Origin of the sequence: Aureimonas sp. AU4 (assembly GCF_001463765.1) — a bacterium.
In the GTDB taxonomy this organism is placed as follows: Bacteria; Pseudomonadota; Alphaproteobacteria; order Rhizobiales; family Rhizobiaceae; genus Aureimonas.
The window spans coordinates 14,115-29,023 of sequence record NZ_BBWK01000045.1 but is presented as its reverse complement, the minus strand read 5'-3'; the positions used below and the strand labels follow the sequence as shown (position 1 = coordinate 29,023).

Annotated in this window: 15 protein-coding genes; 5 read left to right on the top strand and 10 right to left on the bottom strand. The window is 71.3% G+C overall.

Annotated elements, in window-relative coordinates; genetic code table 11:
• Positions 1 to 221 precede the first annotated feature (221 nt).
• The 4 genes from AUL35_RS13920 (at position 222) to AUL35_RS13905 (ending at position 3,439) form a co-directional block, all read left to right on the top strand.
• Complete coding sequence (locus AUL35_RS13920; protein WP_062015766.1) at positions 222 to 881, top strand: hypothetical protein; 660 nt, start codon at positions 222 to 224, stop codon at positions 879 to 881.
• Positions 882 to 1,047: 166 nt separating this feature from the next.
• The gene (locus AUL35_RS13915; RefSeq protein WP_062015765.1) at positions 1,048 to 2,307 is read left to right on the top strand and encodes an Hsp70 family protein; all 1,260 of its coding nucleotides are present in this window, start codon (positions 1,048 to 1,050) and stop codon (positions 2,305 to 2,307) included.
• A 60-nt stretch (positions 2,308 to 2,367) separates the two neighbouring features.
• Positions 2,368 to 2,793: a heme-binding protein gene (locus AUL35_RS13910; RefSeq protein WP_062015763.1), complete on the top strand. Its 426-nt coding sequence runs from the start codon at positions 2,368 to 2,370 to the stop codon at positions 2,791 to 2,793.
• 1 nt (position 2,794) lies between these two features.
• Positions 2,795 to 3,439 carry a nucleoside triphosphate hydrolase gene (locus AUL35_RS13905; protein WP_062015761.1) on the top strand — a complete coding sequence of 215 codons (645 nt, stop codon included), beginning with the start codon at positions 2,795 to 2,797 and terminating at the stop codon, positions 3,437 to 3,439.
• Here AUL35_RS13905 and AUL35_RS13900 read toward each other — a convergent pair.
• The gene (locus AUL35_RS13900) at positions 3,436 to 4,365 is read right to left on the bottom strand and encodes an AEC family transporter (RefSeq protein WP_062015759.1); all 930 of its coding nucleotides are present in this window, start codon (positions 4,363 to 4,365) and stop codon (positions 3,436 to 3,438) included. The two genes, AUL35_RS13905 and AUL35_RS13900, sit on opposite strands and share 4 nt — an antisense overlap.
• Before the next feature lie 127 nt (positions 4,366 to 4,492).
• Complete coding sequence (locus AUL35_RS13895) at positions 4,493 to 5,989, bottom strand: CoA-acylating methylmalonate-semialdehyde dehydrogenase (protein WP_062015757.1); 1,497 nt, start codon at positions 5,987 to 5,989, stop codon at positions 4,493 to 4,495.
• 108 nt (positions 5,990 to 6,097) lie between these two features.
• Here AUL35_RS13895 and AUL35_RS13890 point away from each other — a divergent pair, with 108 nt between their 5' ends.
• Positions 6,098 to 6,979, top strand: a complete 882-nt coding sequence (locus tag AUL35_RS13890; RefSeq protein WP_062015755.1) for a LysR family transcriptional regulator — start codon at positions 6,098 to 6,100, stop codon at positions 6,977 to 6,979.
• 66 nt (positions 6,980 to 7,045) lie between these two features.
• On the opposite strand, the gene AUL35_RS13885 is transcribed toward AUL35_RS13890, so the two are convergent.
• The 8 genes from AUL35_RS13885 to AUL35_RS13850 are packed head-to-tail and all read right to left on the bottom strand — an operon-like array spanning position 7,046 to position 14,563.
• Positions 7,046 to 8,812, bottom strand: coding sequence for a hypothetical protein (locus AUL35_RS13885; protein ID WP_062015753.1), 1,767 nt, complete (start codon positions 8,810 to 8,812; stop codon positions 7,046 to 7,048).
• 7 nt (positions 8,813 to 8,819) lie between these two features.
• Positions 8,820 to 9,932: a chemotaxis response regulator protein-glutamate methylesterase gene (locus tag AUL35_RS13880; protein ID WP_062015751.1), complete on the bottom strand. Its 1,113-nt coding sequence runs from the start codon at positions 9,930 to 9,932 to the stop codon at positions 8,820 to 8,822.
• Complete coding sequence (locus tag AUL35_RS13875; protein WP_062015750.1) at positions 9,929 to 10,819, bottom strand: protein-glutamate O-methyltransferase CheR; 891 nt, start codon at positions 10,817 to 10,819, stop codon at positions 9,929 to 9,931. Before AUL35_RS13875 ends, AUL35_RS13880 begins: the two co-directional genes overlap by 4 nt.
• Before the next feature lie 7 nt (positions 10,820 to 10,826).
• Positions 10,827 to 11,345 (bottom strand): chemotaxis protein CheW, encoded by a 519-nt coding sequence (locus tag AUL35_RS13870; RefSeq protein WP_062015748.1) that lies wholly within the window; start codon positions 11,343 to 11,345, stop codon positions 10,827 to 10,829.
• A 39-nt stretch (positions 11,346 to 11,384) separates the two neighbouring features.
• On the bottom strand, positions 11,385 to 11,879 hold the full coding sequence (locus tag AUL35_RS13865) for a chemotaxis protein CheW (protein WP_062015746.1): 495 nt from the start codon (positions 11,877 to 11,879) through the stop codon (positions 11,385 to 11,387).
• Between the two features lie 14 nt (positions 11,880 to 11,893).
• A complete protein-coding gene (locus AUL35_RS13860; protein WP_306304375.1) occupies positions 11,894 to 13,867 on the bottom strand; it encodes a chemotaxis protein CheA in 1,974 nt (657 codons plus the stop codon).
• A gap of 20 nt (positions 13,868 to 13,887) precedes the next feature.
• Complete coding sequence (locus AUL35_RS13855) at positions 13,888 to 14,256, bottom strand: response regulator (RefSeq protein WP_062015743.1); 369 nt, start codon at positions 14,254 to 14,256, stop codon at positions 13,888 to 13,890.
• A 40-nt stretch (positions 14,257 to 14,296) separates the two neighbouring features.
• Entirely contained in the window at positions 14,297 to 14,563 is a 267-nt protein-coding gene (locus AUL35_RS13850) for an STAS domain-containing protein (protein ID WP_062015741.1), read from the bottom strand.
• Positions 14,564 to 14,909 lie beyond the last annotated feature (346 nt).

Genomic DNA, 14,909 nt, shown 5'->3' with positions numbered 1-14,909 from the left:
CGTTTCTCTCCAGTCCTTTTCAAAGGCCGGGCATTGGTCGGCTTTTGATCGCCCGCCCGATGAAAGCACCGGTGTCCCCCGTCGCTTTCGGTGCTCAACATCGCTCGTAGAACTTTCACACACAATGTGTAGTGAGGGGGCGTGGCAAACGTGCAATATGCCTGTTGCCGAGACACAACAGTTATGACGAGCCGATGACACCGTTAGACTCGCGCGGATGCATGGGTACACTTACGATCGCCGAAGGGGCCTCCGATGGCGATGCCTCCCGCCTGTCGGCGTGGATCGCTCGGGAGATCGGCCGGATCATGCGCGAGCGCGCCGCCCATGGCCTGCCGACCTATCGCTTGGCCCAGCTCGGCAACGCGCTGGGACCCGAGCTCCGGCGCCTGGAGCGGCTGACCGGACGACGGCTCGCCGACATCGTGCGCGAGGACTGCGGCTACGAGATCGTCGTCCCGGCCGACCGGCCCGACGCACCCTTCGTCACGCTGGGCGACGCCCTTCCGCCCCGGCCGCGGGTGCGCGTGCCGGAGGGGGTCTGGCGGGCCTTCACCACGGCGCTGCCCGCCGGCATGACGCGCCGCTTCGTCGTGGCCGCCGCGCGCCATGTCGACGCCGACGAGCGCGCTCCCTCCTTTCCGGGCGGGGTCCCGGTGCCGGCGCGCCTGATCCATCCCGCGCCGCCGCGCCATCTCTTCGATGCCGTCGCCTCGACCATCGGAATCTGGGCGGACGCCCATCGCATCGGCTGGCCCGAGGCCATGCCGGCCCCCCCGCCGCCACGCCTCCCTACCCTCGCGCGGCGCCCGCGCTGTCCCACGAGCGCCTTCGTGCCGGCGCCCGCGCGCGATGCCTGCTTGCTCGCCGCGCCGGCCTGACGCGGCGGCCCCTTTTGCACGGGCGCGGCCCGTGAAGACCCCGCCGTCGCCTTGCCCGATGGGGGAGCGCCCGCTATAGGGACCGCCCCTCCGGCCGGTTTCCCGCCTTCTCCAGCCTCGCATCGGCGCGGCGGGCCGCCGACCGCTTTTTCGCGAAGGTGCCCGCATGTCCACCCAGTTCGCCGGCCTCGATTTCGGCACCACCAACTCGACGCTGGCCCTGGCGAGCCACGATGGCGGCGAGCCGCGGCTGCTCCCGCTCGAGGGCGACAACCGCACCATCCCGACCGCCCTGTTCTTCAGCCTGGAGGACGGCGAGACCTATTTCGGGCGCAAGGCGGTCCACGAATACGTGGACGGGGCGGAGGGGCGCTTCATGCGCGCGGTCAAGAGCATCCTCGGCACGTCGCTGATGCGCGAGACGACGCAGGTCGGGCGCGAGCGCCTGAGCTTCGAGAGCGTGATCGGCCGCTTCCTCGCGCATCTGCGCGGCAAGCTGGAGGAAAGCGGGGCCGAGGCCGACCATGTCGTGCTCGGCCGCCCCGTGCGCTTCGTGGACGAGGACGACGAGGCGGACCGCGCCGCCCAGGGGCAGCTCGAGGCCGCCGCGCGCGCACAAGGGTTCCGCCACATCGAGTTCCAGTTCGAGCCGGTGGCCGCCGCGCTGTTCTTCGAGCGGGGCCTGAACGCCGAGAGCCTTGCGCTGGTGGTGGATGTGGGCGGCGGCACGTCGGACGTGTCGATCCTGCGCCTCGGTCCCGAGCGCGCCCGGCGGCTGGACCGCGCCGACGACATTCTTTCGACCGGCGGCGTCCACGTGGGCGGCACCGACTTCGACCGACTTCTCAACATCGCGCGGATCCAGCCGCTGCTGGGGCTCAACACGTTCACGGCCGACGGCAAGCGCCTGATGCCGGTCTGGTACTTCAACGACCTCGCCACGTGGCACCGGGTCAACACGCTCTACACGCCCAAGAACCTCGCCGACGTGCGCGGTCTCGTGAAGGAAGCGGCCGAGCCCGAGAAGCTGCGCCGCCTGGAGCACGTCCTAGCCCACCGCTCGGGCCATCGGCTGGCGGGCGCGGCCGAGCGCGCGAAGATCGCGCTGACCGACAAGGACAGCGCGCCGATCGTCCTCGCCGAGCCGGGCCTCGAGATCGCGACGGAGGCGAGCCGCGAGGGATTCGAGCAGGTGACGCGCGAGCTCGTCGAGCGCATCGACCGCGCCATCCACGACGCGCTGGAGACGGCGGGCCTTGCGGCCGACGCCATCGACACGGTGATCCTGACGGGCGGCGGCGCGCAGGTGCCGGCGGTGGCGGCGGCCGCCGCCCGTCCCTTCCCCGAGGCGCGCATCGCCCGCTCCGACGCCTTCGGCTCGGTCGGGCTCGGGCTCGGGCTCGACGCGGCCCGTCGCTTTTCCTGATGACGATGGGGCGGCCGGCGCGCTAATCGGCTGGCGATAGCCATTTCAAGGAGCCGGCTCATGACCCTCTCGCTCGACACCGCCCGCCAGATCGTCGCCGCCGCGCGTGCCAAGGGGCGCGAGATGAACCTCAAGCCGCTCACCGTCGCCGTGCTCGACGCGGCCGGCGACCTCCTGGCGCTAGAGCGCGAGGACGGCGCCTCGCCGCTGCGCCCGCGCATCGCGATCGGCAAGGCCTTCGGCGCCGTGCAGCTCGGCATGGGCTCGCGCGCCCTCGACAAGCGGGCGCAGGAGCAGCCCCACTTCATCCAGGCGATGAACGCGCTGTGCGAGGGCTCGCTCGTTCCCGTGCCGGGCGGCGTCCTGATCCGGTCCGAGGGCCGCGTCGTCGGCGCGGTGGGCATCACGGGCGACACGTCCGACAACGACGAAGCAGCGGCGGTGGCCGCGATCGAGGCCGCCTCGCTCCAGGCCGACCGGGGCTGACATGGCCGAGAACGTCACGCTGGCGGGGCTCGCCGACGCCCTTCTGTCGGAGGAAACGGCGGGGCGTCGCGTGGTCGCGATCGCCGGCTCGCCGGGTTCCGGCAAGTCGACGCTGACGGAAAGCCTTCACGCCCGGCTGGAGGCGCGGCGGCCCGGCGTCTCGGCCGTCCTGCCGATGGACGGCTTTCATCTCGACGACCGCGTGCTGGTGCCGCGCGGCGACCGCCCGCGCAAGGGCGCGCCCCATACGTTCGACCTCGACGGCTACCGCGCCATGCTGGAGCGGCTGCGCCGCGACGAGGGCCGCGCGGTGGCGGTGCCGGTCTTCGACCGGGACATCGAGATCGCGCGGGCGGGCGCGCGGATCATCGAGCCGGAGGCGCGCATCATCCTCACCGAGGGCAACTACCTGCTTCTCGACGAGCCGGGCTGGCGCGACCTTGGCCCCCTGTTCGACCTCGCCGTCATGGCCGAGGCGCGCGAGGAGGTGCTGGTGGAGCGCCTGACGCGCCGCTGGCTCGCCTACGACTACACGCCCGAGATGCTGATCGAGAAGATGGAGGGTAACGACCTGCCCAACATGCGCCTCGTGCTGGCGCGCTCGCGCCCGGCCGACCTCACGATCCGCACCGACGACGGGGCTTAGGCGCCGAAGACGAGCGTTGCCAGCGCGATCCAGAAGGGCAGCGACAGGGCCGAGAGCAGCGAGGCGGCGACCAGCGTTCCCCCGCTCTCGGCGGTGCCCTCGCGGTAGACCGAGGAGAGGATCGTGCCGACGAAGCCCGTCGGTACCGCCATGGCGACGACGGCGCGCACGGCGACCGCGCCCTCGAGCCCGATCGCAAGCGCAACGAGAAAGGCCAGCGCCGGCTGCAGCGCGACCGAGATCAGCGCGCCCGTGAAGGCGACCCGCGTCGGGCGCAGCACCTGCGTCGACAGGATCACGCCGGTCAGGAACAGGCCGGCGCCACCGGTCGCCTGCGCGAGCGGGCGCAGCGCCGCCTCGGCGAGCGCCGGGAAGGGCACGCCGAGAAAGGCCAGCACGAACCCGATCGTCGGCAGGACGGTCATCGGCTTCAGGAGCGCGCCGCGCAGCGCGCGCCGGGTGTCGCCCGAACCTCGGGCGCGCTCCAGCTGCGTGAAGCACCAGACCATGACGGTGAGCGTGCCGATGAGGTTCGCCACCGCGATCGACACGGCGCCCGAGCCGCCCTGGAGCGACTGGATGAGGCCGAGCCCGATGCCCCCGAAGTTCGGCATGGCGGTGGTGAGGATGAAGAGCGCGGCGGGAACTGGCGCCAGCCCCCGGCGCCGCGCGAAGGCGAGCGCCGCCGCAAAGCCTCCCAGCAGCGCCACGCCATAGGCGAAGGCGGGCAGGAACTCGGCCGCGAGCTGCCCGCGCGGCACCGAGACGACGGCCAGAAACAGCGACACGGGCAGCGCGAACTGCGCGACGAAGGCGCCGAGGATCGCGCTGTGCCGGTTGTCGACCCAGCCGATGCGCCCCGCCGCGAAGCCGAGCGCGATCACCGCGAAGACAGGCGCGAGCGCGAAGGCGAGAAGCGAGGGCATGGGCGGGCCGGATAGGACGGAGGTGGCGGGGCGACCCGTCCTTGAGCCGCTGGCGAGAGAAAGCACAAGCCCCGACGAAAAAGGGCCGCCCGGCGGGGCGGCCCTTTCGCACGGATGATCGCGAGGCTCAGCGCATCACGGGCATCGAGAACTCGGCGCCCGACTTGATGCCGCTCGGCCAGCGGCTGGTGACGGTCTTCGTCCGCGTCCAGAACCGGATCGAGTCCGGCCCGTGCTGGTTGAGGTCGCCGAAGGAGGAGCGCTTCCAGCCGCCGAAGGAGTGGTAGGCGAGCGGGGTCGGAATCGGCACGTTGACGCCGACCATGCCCACATTCACGCGGCTCGTGAAGTCGCGCGCCGCATCGCCGTCGCGCGTGTAGATCGCGACGCCGTTGCCGTACTCGTGCCGCATCGGCAGCGAGAGCGCCTCCTCGTAGTCCTTGGCGCGCACCACGGAAAGGACCGGGCCGAAGATCTCCTCCTTGTAGATGTCCATGTCCGGCGTCACGCGGTCGAACAGGCACGAGCCGACGAAGAAGCCGTCCTCGTAGCCTTGCATGCGGAAGGAGCGGCCGTCGACCTTGAGCTCGGCGCCTTCCGCCACGCCCTTCTCGACCAGGCGAAGGATCTTCTCCTGGCTCGCCTTCGTGACCACCGGACCGTAGTCGGCGTCCTTGTCGGTGTAGGGGCCGATGCGCAGCGCCTCGACCTTGGGAACGAGCTTCTCCATGAGCGCGTCGGCGGTCGACTCGCCCACGGGCACCGCCACCGAGATCGCCATGCAGCGCTCGCCGGCCGAGCCGTAGCCCGCGCCGATCAGCGCGTCCGCCGCCTGGTCGAGGTCGGCGTCGGGCATGATGATCATGTGGTTCTTGGCGCCGCCGAAGCACTGGGCGCGCTTGCCGTTCGCCGTCGCCTGCGCATAGACGTGCGCGGCGATCGGCGTCGAGCCGACGAAGGAGACGGCCGAGATGCCGGGATGCGCCAAGATGCCGTCGACGGCGTCCTTGTCGCCGTTGACGACCTGAAGCACGCCCTTGGGCAGGCCCGCCTCGATCATCAGCTCGGCGAGGCGCATGGGGACGCTCGGGTCGCGCTCCGAGGGCTTCAGGATGAAGGAGTTGCCGCAGGCGATGGCGGGGGCGAACATCCACATCGGGATCATGGCGGGGAAGTTGAACGGCGTGATGCCCGCCCCGACGCCCACCGGCTGGCGGATCGAGTACATGTCGATGCCCGGACCCGCGCCTTCCGTGAACTCGCCCTTGGCGAGATGCGGGATGCCGATCACGAACTCGCAGACCTCGAGCCCGCGCACGATGTCGCCCTTGGAGTCCTCGACCGTCTTGCCGTGCTCAGACGACAGAAGCTCGGCGAGTTCCTGCATGTTCTCGTTGAGAAGCTGCACGAAGCGCATGAAGACGCGGGCGCGGCGCTGCGGGTTGGTCGCGGCCCAGCCGACCTGCGCGGCATGCGCCGCGGCGACCGCGCGGTCGAGCTCGGCCGCGCTCGCGAGCGCGAGGCGCGCCGTCACCTGGCCGGTCGCCGGGTTGAAGACGTCGGCCGTGCGGCCCGAGGTGCCCGCGACGCGCGCGCCGTCGATGAAGTGACCGATCTCGTTCATGGCGAAGTCTCCCGCTGTTTCCGGCGACTTGGCCCGCCCTCGCACTTGAAATCAAGCAACATCACCGCGCATCCGTTGTGCGAAAATTCGTGTCACGGGAGCCACGGGATGAACTGGGACGACCTGCGGATCTTTCTTGCGGTGGCACGCGCCGGGCAGATCCTGGGCGCGGCGCGGCGCCTGGGCCTCAACCACGCGACCGTCGGGCGGCGGCTCGATGCGCTGGAGGAGGCGCTCGGCGCCCGGCTCTTCACGCGGCGCCCGGCGGGCTGCGAGCCGACCGCGGAAGGGACGCGGCTCCTGGCCATCGCCGAGCGCATGGAGCGCGAGGTGCTGGAGGCCGGCGCGCTGGTGGGGGCCAAGGACGTCGCCCTGTCGGGCACGGTGCGGATCGGCGCGCCGGACGGGTTCGGCACGAGCTTCCTGGCCAGCCGCCTCGGAGCGTTCGCCGAGCGGCACCCCGCGATCACGCTGCAGCTCGTGCCGGTGCCGCGCGCGTTCTCGATCTCGCGCCGCGAGGCCGACATCGCGGTGACGGTGGAGCGCCCGCAGGAGGGACGGCTCGTCGCGCGCAAGCTCACCGACTACGCGCTCGGCCTCTACGCCGCGCGGACCTATCTGGAGCGCGCCGCGGCGCCCGCGAGCCTTTCGGATCTCTCGGCGCATCCGCTGATCGGCCATGTCGACGACCTTCTCTACAGCCCGCGCCTCCACTACGGGCGCGAGCTCGCCGACCGCTGGCCGAGCCGCTTCGAGATCTCCTCGGCGCTCGGCCAGCGCGAGGCGGTCGCGGCGGGCTGGGGCATCGGCATCCTGCACCGCTTCATGGCGGCCGAGCGCCCCGAGCTCGTGCCGGTCCTGCCCGCGCACGAGGTGCGGCGCGCCTACTGGCTGGTGACGCACGAGGACACGCGCGGCGTCGCCCGCATCCGGGCGGTGGCCGACTTCATCGCCGAGCTGGTGGAGCGCGAGCGCGCGATCTTCGGCTGACGCCCCGAAACGCGAACGGGCCGCCCGAAGGGGCGGCCCGCCAAGGTCGGTCCGGGAGGGAACGCCTTAGAACAGGAGGTCGTCGATGTCGTCCGCAGCGGCGGCGGCGACCGGCGCGGCGGGTGCCGCGCCCAGCTGGCCCCGGAACGAGGCCTCGAAGATCTGGCGCTCCTCGGCCATCGTGTACTGGCCGGCGAGCAGCCCGTGGAGATCGCGCGCGTCCTCCAGGCTCGCGGTCTCGTCGGGCAGGCCGCGCAGCATGGCTTCCAGAAGCGCCACCGCCTCGCGCATCAGGGCGCAGCCCTCTACATGGGGCGTCATCAGCGTGGAGATGGTGCGCACCCGGCCGCTCAGGCCCTCGGCCTGACCCGAGGCGGCGCGCATCTCGCTCTGGCAGTCGCTCTCGATGCGGGCCAGAAGCGCGGTCGCCTCCTCGAACTGCGTGCTGATCGCGTTTTCGGCGCGGCGGATCGCCGGCAGGACGCTCGCCTCCAGCTCGCGCGTGGCGCCGACCGAGGCCTCGATGCCCTCACGCACCGTGTCGGCCTGCACCTTGGCGGCGGTGGCCTGCTCGCGGATCTCGCGGGCGATGTAGCCGATCGTCTCGTCGCCGGAGTCGACATGGGCGGCGCGCACGGCGGCGTTGAAGCCGGCCAGGCGCAGCGTGTGCTCCAGCGCGCCGAGCTCGTCGGTCATGGCGATCAAGGGGTCGGCCGCCTCGACGCATTCGCGCAGGGATTCGTCGAGCTGGCGGCGGTCGTTCTCACCGCGCTGGAAGCGCTGGCGCAGGCGGCTCGTCTCGCTTTCCAGCACCGCCATGGCGGAGCGGCCCTCGCCACTCGCGCCCTCGCGGAACAGCGAGGCGAGAAGGCGGTCCGAGGCCAGAAGCTCGTCCTCGATCACGGTGAGGTTGCCGTGCAGCTCGCCCATGCGCGTCTCGTAGAGCGAGGCGAGGCTCTGGAGCTGGGCGATCTCGAGCTCGGCGATGCGGCGCACCGCAAGGTTGCGCGCTTTCGGCGCCAGCGCCGGCGCGTCGTGGGCGAGCTTGCCCTCGGCGGCCAGAAGCAGGAAGCGCTCGAGGTTGCCGAGCGTGTGCTCCAGGCGCTGGCGGGCGATGTCGTGGAACTGGAGGCCCATGACGAGGCCGCCCACCGCGTCGCGGATCGTGGAGAAGGAGCGGTGCGCCTCCTGGCGGGTGTCGGCCAAGGTGTCGCGCTCCATGGCGAGGCGACGGATCAGGCCCTTGAACTGGAAGGCGAGGCTCGGCTCGCCGATCGCCGCGCGCGCGCCGACGCGGTTGTCGATCGCCCGGCTCTCCTCGATGTGGCCGCGCAGCACGCGTACCCGCTCGTCGAGGCTGCCGGCGACGGCCTGGCCGGAGCTGACGAGCTCGTGGACGTGCTCGGTGAAGGGCACGAGCACGTCGCGCCCCTCGCTCATGCCCTCGACATGGGTGCGCGCCACGAGCACCACGTAGTCGAGCAGCCGGAAGACGAGCGCGACGGCGGCCGAGCCGCCGGCGCTCAGCGTCACGCCGTCGGAGAGCGTGCGCAGGAGGCGCGTGCGCTCGCGCGCGGCGGCCTCGAGGTCGGTCGCCGCCTCGGCCGCGCCGGCCAGGAGCGCCTCGACGCGGTCGCCGTCGGCCGAGGACACGGTCTCGGTGGTGCGGCGGATGCCGTCGCGCACCGTGCCGATGCGGCGGTGGAGGGTCTGGAGGTCCTCGCCGGCGCCGAGATAGACGGTCTCCGAGGAGACGTTCCACTGGTGGATGCGCTCCAGCGCGCGCGACAGCGGCTGAAGGGCCTCGGGTGACAGGAGCGTGTCGGTGGTCATGGCGCGGTTACCGGCTCTGCGAGGCGCGCGCCTGGACGCGCGGGGAATGGTCGTGGCTGAAGCGGACGATCTCGGCCGAGAGCTTGCCGAGCGGCATCTCCTCCTGCACCGCGCCGGCCTTCATGGCCTCCTTGGGCATGCCGTAGACGATGCAGGACGCCTCGTCCTGGCCGACCGTGCGCGCGCCGGTCTGGCGCAGCTCCAGCATGCCCTTGGCGCCGTCGTCGCCCATGCCCGTCATGATGATGCCGAGCGCGTTGGCGCCGGCCGAGCGGGCGGCGGAGCGGAACAGGACGTCCACCGAGGGGCGATGGCGCGAGACGAGCGGGCCCTCGCGCACCTCGACATGGTACTGCGCGCCCGAGCGCTGCAGCAGAAGGTGGTGGTTGCCCGGCGCGATCAGGGCGAGGCCCGGCATCAGGCGGTCGCCGGTCACGGCCTCGCGCACCTCGATGCGGCAGAGCGAGTCGAGGCGCTTGGCGAAGGCGGAGGTGAAGCCGGCCGGCATGTGCTGCACGACGGCGATGCCAGGGCAGTCGACGGGAAGCGGCTCGAGGAGATGGCGCAGCGCCTCGGTGCCGCCGGTGGAGGCCCCAACGACCACCACCTTGTCGGTGGTGCGGTCGATCGGGCGACCGGTGGCCGGCGGCAGGACCGCGTCGGCGGTGAGCTTGGGCTGGACGCCTTGGCTCGCCGGAGCGCGGCGCTGGCGCGGCTTGGCCTGGGACGCCGCGCGCACGGCGTCGGTGATGCGGGTGCGCGATTCCATGAGGAACTGGGGCGTGCCCATCTTGGGCTTGGCGATGATCTCCACCGCGCCGGCCTCCAGCGCCTGCAGCGCCATGGCCGAGCCGGCCTCGGCGAGCGAGGAGCAGATCACGACCGGGATCGGGCGCTGGCTCATCAGCTTCTGGACGAAGGTGATGCCGTCCATGCGGGGCATCTCGATGTCGCAGATGATGACGTCGGGCACTTCCTCGCGCAGCCGCTCGGCGGCGAAGTAGGGGTTGGACGCGGTGCCCATCACCTCCATGCCGGGCTCGGCCGAGACGATCTCGGTGAGCACCTGCCGCACGCTGGCCGAGTCGTCCACGATCAGGACGCGGATGGCGCTCATCATCTGTCTCCCAGGCGTTCGTAGATGTTGTTGCCGACGAGGCGCAGCGGCAGCGACTTGGTGCGCAGCGAGTCGGAATGGCCGAGGATCAGGAGACCGCCGGGGCGCACGTGGCGCGCCAGCTTGGAGACGACCTGCTCCTGGACGGCGGGCTCGAAGTAGATGAGCACGTTGCGGCAGAAGATGACGTCCATCGTCCGCTTGGGCTTGTACTCGGCATGCATCAGGTTGAGCTGGCCGAAATGAACCCGCTGGCGCAGCTCGGGCGCGATGCGCACCGTGCCGCTCGCCTCGTCGCGCGAGCGCAGGACATAGCGGTCGAGAAGGGCTGGCGGCACGGGCGCGACGTCTTCCGCGCGGTAGACCGCCTCGCGCGCCATGCGCAGCACCTTCACCGAGATGTCGGTGGCCAGCACCGACCAGTCGAAGCGCGTGGCGCCCTCCGACAGGCTGTCGAGCACCATGGCCATCGTGTAGGCCTCCTGGCCCGACGAGGCGGCCGCGCTCCAGACATGAAGGCCGCGCCCGTCGCCGTTGGCCAGGAGGCGCTGGATCTCGGCCGGGGTGAAGTGGTCGAAATGGGCGCGCTCGCGGAAGAAGGAGGTCTCGTTGGTGACCACCGCGTCGACGAAGTTCTGCCCCTCCTGCCGCCAGCCGTCGGGCTTCTGGAGGAGGGCGACGTAGTCCTCGAAGGTCTCGAGGCCGGTCGCCTGGAGGCGGCGGCGCAGCCGCGTCTCCAGCATGGTCTTCTTGAAGTCCGACATGGCGACGCCGCAGCTCTCGCGCACCATGCGCACGAGCGTGGCGAAGGTGGCGTCGCCTAGCTGGACGCGCGTCCAGGCCGGGATGACCTCGGCGCCCTCGGGGTTGGGCTTGCGGAGCGCGGCCATCGGGTCCTCACGCGGCCCGCTCGAGGACGACGCCCTCGCCGGCGGAGAAGAGATGGTCGGCGCGAAGCAGCGTCAGGAAGCTCTCGTTGCGCCGGCCGAGCCCCTGCATGAAGGTCGTGTCCCAGGCCTCGCCGACATGGGGCGGCGTCTCGACCACCTGGTCGGCGAGGTCCACGACCTCGTGCACGGCGTCGGCGATCACGGCGATGGTCTGCGTCTCGCCGCCGGCCTCGAACTCGAGCACCACGATGCGCGTGTCGCCGGTGACGGGGCGCGTCTCGCTTTCGGGCATGCGCAGCTTGCGCTTGAGATCCACCACCGGCACGCCCGCGCCGCGCACGTCGATCATGCCCAGCAGGCTGGCGGGGGCGTTGGCGAGCGGCTGGATCGGCTTGTGGTCGAGCACCTCGCGCACCTGGCGCACGTTCACCGCGAAGGCGCCCGAGCCCAGCTGGAAGGTGAGCATCTCGGCGCTCTCGCTCTCAGTCTCGCTTTCGCCGAAGGCGGACCGGAAGGGCTGGCTCATGGATCAAAGGTCCCGGAAGAGGAAGGGGCGGACAGCGGTTCAGTGGGTCTCGACGAGACGGGCGACGTCGAGAAGCAGGACGAACCGCCCCTCGTCGCGCACGACGCCCGCCAGAAAGCGGCTCGGCCAGCGCGAGCCGTATTCGGGCACGGCCGCGATCTCCTCGTCGCGCACCGGAACCACGGCGAACACGGCGTCGGTCTTGATGGCGACCTCGAACGGGTCGCCGCCCTCGATCGCCACTTCCGACACGATCAGGCGCGTCGAAGCGGTGTCGGGGGTCGGCTCCAGGCCGAAGCGGGCGCGAAGGTCGAGCATCGGCAGGACGTTGCCGCGCACGTTGACGAGGCCCGGCGCATAGACCGGCGCGTTGGGAACACGCGTCACCGGGGTGGGGTCGAGCACCTCGTGGACCAGCGACACGGGGATCGCGAAGAGGTCCTGGCCGAGCGCGACCGTCAGGTAGTCGCGGGCGACGGACTGAGCCTGCGCGGCGGCGGCGGGGGGAGCGGCGTGAAGGGCGGCGGCGGACATGGGTCTTCTCCTCTTCAGGCCGCGACGGCGTCGGCGCGCTGGCGCACGGCGTGGCGGGCGAGCGGGTTGACGTCGAGGATCAGGGCCACCGTGCCGTCGCCCAGGATCGTCGCGCCCGCCAGGCCCGGCGTTCCGGCGTGGAGCGGCGAGACCGGCTTGATCACCGTCTGGTGCTGGCCGACCACCTGGTTGACCACGACGCCGAGCTTGCCGGTGTCGCTTTCCACGACCACCACCACGCCGCCGCGCTCACCCTCGTTGAACACCTCGTGCATCCACAGGAGCGGCACGAGCGTGCCGCGAATGTCCACGAAGTTGCGCCCGTTGGAGGCGCGCGATTCCACCGCCGACAGCTCGACGCATTCCTCGACGCTGGTGAGCGGCAGGATGCACTGCGTCTCGCCGACAGAGACCTGCAGACCGTCGACGATGGCAAGGGTCAGCGGCAGGCGCAGAAGGAAGCGCGTCCCCTCGCCCGGCCGCGTGTCGATCTCGATCGAGCCGTGGAGCTCGGTGATCGTGCGGCGCACGACGTCCATGCCGACGCCGCGCCCCGACAGGTTCGAGACGGTCGCGGCCGTGGACAGGCCGGGGTGGAAGATCAGCTCGTCGATCTCGCGGTCGGGCGGGGTGACGCCCTCGGGCACGACGCCGGCGGCCTGCGCCTTTTCCAGGATGCGCGCGCGGTTGAGACCCGCGCCGTCGTCCTCGATCGTGATCACGACCTCGGTGCCGGCCTGGCGGGCGCCGAGGCGCAGGTGGCCGCGCGCCGGCTTGCCGGCGGCGAGCCGCCGCTCGGCCGACTCGATGCCGTGGTCGAGCGAGTTGCGGATGATGTGGACCATCGGATCGCCGAGGCGGTCGAGAACGGTCTTGTCGAGCTCGGTTTCCTCGCCCGTGAAGACGAGATCGATCTCCTTGCCCAGATCCGAGGAGATGTCGCGCACGACGCGGCGGTAGCGGCCGAACAGCGTCTCGATCGGCACCATGCGCATGCCCATGGCCGAGTCGCGCAGGTCCGCCGACAGGCGCTCGATCTCTTCCGAGACGGTCGACAGGACGGGATCGCGGCGGTTGCGGGCGAGCGCCGTCAGGCGCGCCTGGGCGATCACGAGCTCGCCGACCTGGTCGAGCAGGAGGTCGAGGCGGCTCGCCGACACCCGCACGTGCGCCTCGGTGCGCGCCTCGCCGCGCGCCTCCTCGCCCTTGGGCGCGGGCGCGGCTGCCTGGGGCAGAGGCGCGGCGGCGGCCGCCGGCGGGGCGACTTCGGCGGACGGGGAGACCGCGGCGGGCGCGGCGTCGAGCGCCTCGATCAGGACGGCGTCGGGACCGTCCACGAAGATGAAGACGTCCTCGATCTGCGAACGGGCCGCGGCCGTCTCCAGCACCATCTCCCAACCGAGGTGAAGCTCGGTCGGGGCGAGCTCGACGAGCGGCGGCAGGCGCGACAGGTCGGCGGTGACGGCGAGCGTGCCGAGATCGCGCAGCTCGTCGAACAGCGCCACCGGGTTGGTGCCGAACTGGAGGGCGTTCGGCTCCAGGCGCAGGCGGATGCGCCAGCGCTTGGCGTCCCCGGCGGGGGCGGAAGCGGTCGCGACGGGCATGGCGGCCGGCGCGGCGACGGCGGGCGCGGCCGTCCCGACCTCCTCGTTGAGGGCGGCGGCCAGCCGCCGGCTCGCCTCGGAATGGTCGCCCGGCTCGAACAGGAGCTTGCGGATCTGGTCGGCCGACTGGAGAAGCAGCGAGACGAGGCGCGGGGTCACCGGCACCTTGTCCTGGCGCACCTTCTCGAAGGCGTTCTCCAGCTCGTGGGCGAAGGCCGCCATGGCCGGCGGGCCGAACATGCCGCCCGAGCCCTTCAACGTGTGAAGGGCGCGGAACGTGGTGTTGATCAGCTCGCGGTCGGTCGGCCGCGTCTCGAGGTCGAGCAGCGCCGCCTCGAGCTGTTCCAGAAGGTCCCGCGCCTCGTTGAGGAAGACCTCGAGCATGTCGCCGCCGCCCATGGGTGTCAGGCTCCGATCAGCTTGTTGACGACCGCCACCAGCTTGGTCTGGTCGAACGGCTTGACGATCCAGCCGGTCGCGCCGGCCGCCTTGCCCTCCATCTTCTTGGCCTCGTCGGACTCGGTGGTCAGCATCACGATCGGCAGGCCCGCATGCTGGGGCATCTGGCGGACCTTCCGGATCATGCCGATGCCGTCGAGGTTGGGCATGTTCAGGTCGGTGATGATGAGCTGGTACTTGTTCTGCTCCAGCTTGGTGATGGCGTCGGCGCCGTCCACGGCCGTGTCGGGCGCGTAGCCGGCGCTTTCCAGGGTGAACGACACCATCTGCCGCACGCTGGCGGAGTCATCGACGCAAAGAACGGACTTCGTCACGGGGATCGGCCTTCAAGAAACGGGAGAGGGAGGATGAGGGTCAGTTCGCGGGGAGGCTCGCGCCGCAGCGCGAGAAGGCCTCCGCCACCGCCGGCGAGGCGAGGCATTCCAGCGCGTCGCCGCGCGCCTCGAGGCCGGCTCGCAGCGCAAGCACCAGCTGCACGAAGCTGACATCGGCGCTCTCGACGCCGGAAAGGTCGAGGCGCAGCGAACCGGCGGCCGAAGCCTCCAGCATCGCGGCGTGCGTCGCGACCGCCGTCGACAGGTCGTGGGCGCCATGGAGCGTCAGCACGGGGGAAGAGGACATCGGCTCGTTCCGGACTACGAGGGGAGCGTGATGCCCGACTATGCGGCCAAGTAATTGCGCGCCGGTTAAGCGGCCGGGAAAGTTGTGACGTCCGTCCTTCGGAGAAACGGCCGCCGCGAATTCTGTCGGTCGGCCATGACGCAACCTCCCAAGAGGGACTCCCACGCGCGCGGGACGCGGACTGTGGAGACGCCACGCGAAGCGCGAAGAGCTTCGGGCCGTTTCTTCTATGCTGAATCGAAGGCTAACAAGTCCATCCGGCGGACTACTCAGAATAACGGTTACAATCTCAACCGAATTTTATCGGTTCGAGGGGTAACCCTTATCGTCGACGCGATCGGCCCGA

Coding starts and splice junctions, on each gene's coding strand:
- AUL35_RS13920 (WP_062015766.1), top strand. CDS start 222: ATGGGTACACTTACGATCGCCGAAGGGGCCTCCGATGGCGATGCCTCC.
- AUL35_RS13860 (WP_306304375.1), bottom strand. CDS start 13,867: ATGCTCGAGGTCTTCCTCAACGAGGCGCGGGACCTTCTGGAACAGCTC.
- AUL35_RS13875 (WP_062015750.1), bottom strand. CDS start 10,819: ATGGCCGCGCTCCGCAAGCCCAACCCCGAGGGCGCCGAGGTCATCCCG.
- AUL35_RS13905 (WP_062015761.1), top strand. CDS start 2,795: ATGGCCGAGAACGTCACGCTGGCGGGGCTCGCCGACGCCCTTCTGTCG.
- AUL35_RS13850 (WP_062015741.1), bottom strand. CDS start 14,563: ATGTCCTCTTCCCCCGTGCTGACGCTCCATGGCGCCCACGACCTGTCG.
- AUL35_RS13865 (WP_062015746.1), bottom strand. CDS start 11,879: ATGTCCGCCGCCGCCCTTCACGCCGCTCCCCCCGCCGCCGCCGCGCAG.
- AUL35_RS13880 (WP_062015751.1), bottom strand. CDS start 9,932: ATGATGAGCGCCATCCGCGTCCTGATCGTGGACGACTCGGCCAGCGTG.
- AUL35_RS13900 (WP_062015759.1), bottom strand. CDS start 4,365: ATGCCCTCGCTTCTCGCCTTCGCGCTCGCGCCTGTCTTCGCGGTGATC.
- AUL35_RS13890 (WP_062015755.1), top strand. CDS start 6,098: ATGAACTGGGACGACCTGCGGATCTTTCTTGCGGTGGCACGCGCCGGG.
- AUL35_RS13915 (WP_062015765.1), top strand. CDS start 1,048: ATGTCCACCCAGTTCGCCGGCCTCGATTTCGGCACCACCAACTCGACG.
- AUL35_RS13885 (WP_062015753.1), bottom strand. CDS start 8,812: ATGACCACCGACACGCTCCTGTCACCCGAGGCCCTTCAGCCGCTGTCG.
- AUL35_RS13870 (WP_062015748.1), bottom strand. CDS start 11,345: ATGAGCCAGCCCTTCCGGTCCGCCTTCGGCGAAAGCGAGACTGAGAGC.
- AUL35_RS13910 (WP_062015763.1), top strand. CDS start 2,368: ATGACCCTCTCGCTCGACACCGCCCGCCAGATCGTCGCCGCCGCGCGT.
- AUL35_RS13895 (WP_062015757.1), bottom strand. CDS start 5,989: ATGAACGAGATCGGTCACTTCATCGACGGCGCGCGCGTCGCGGGCACC.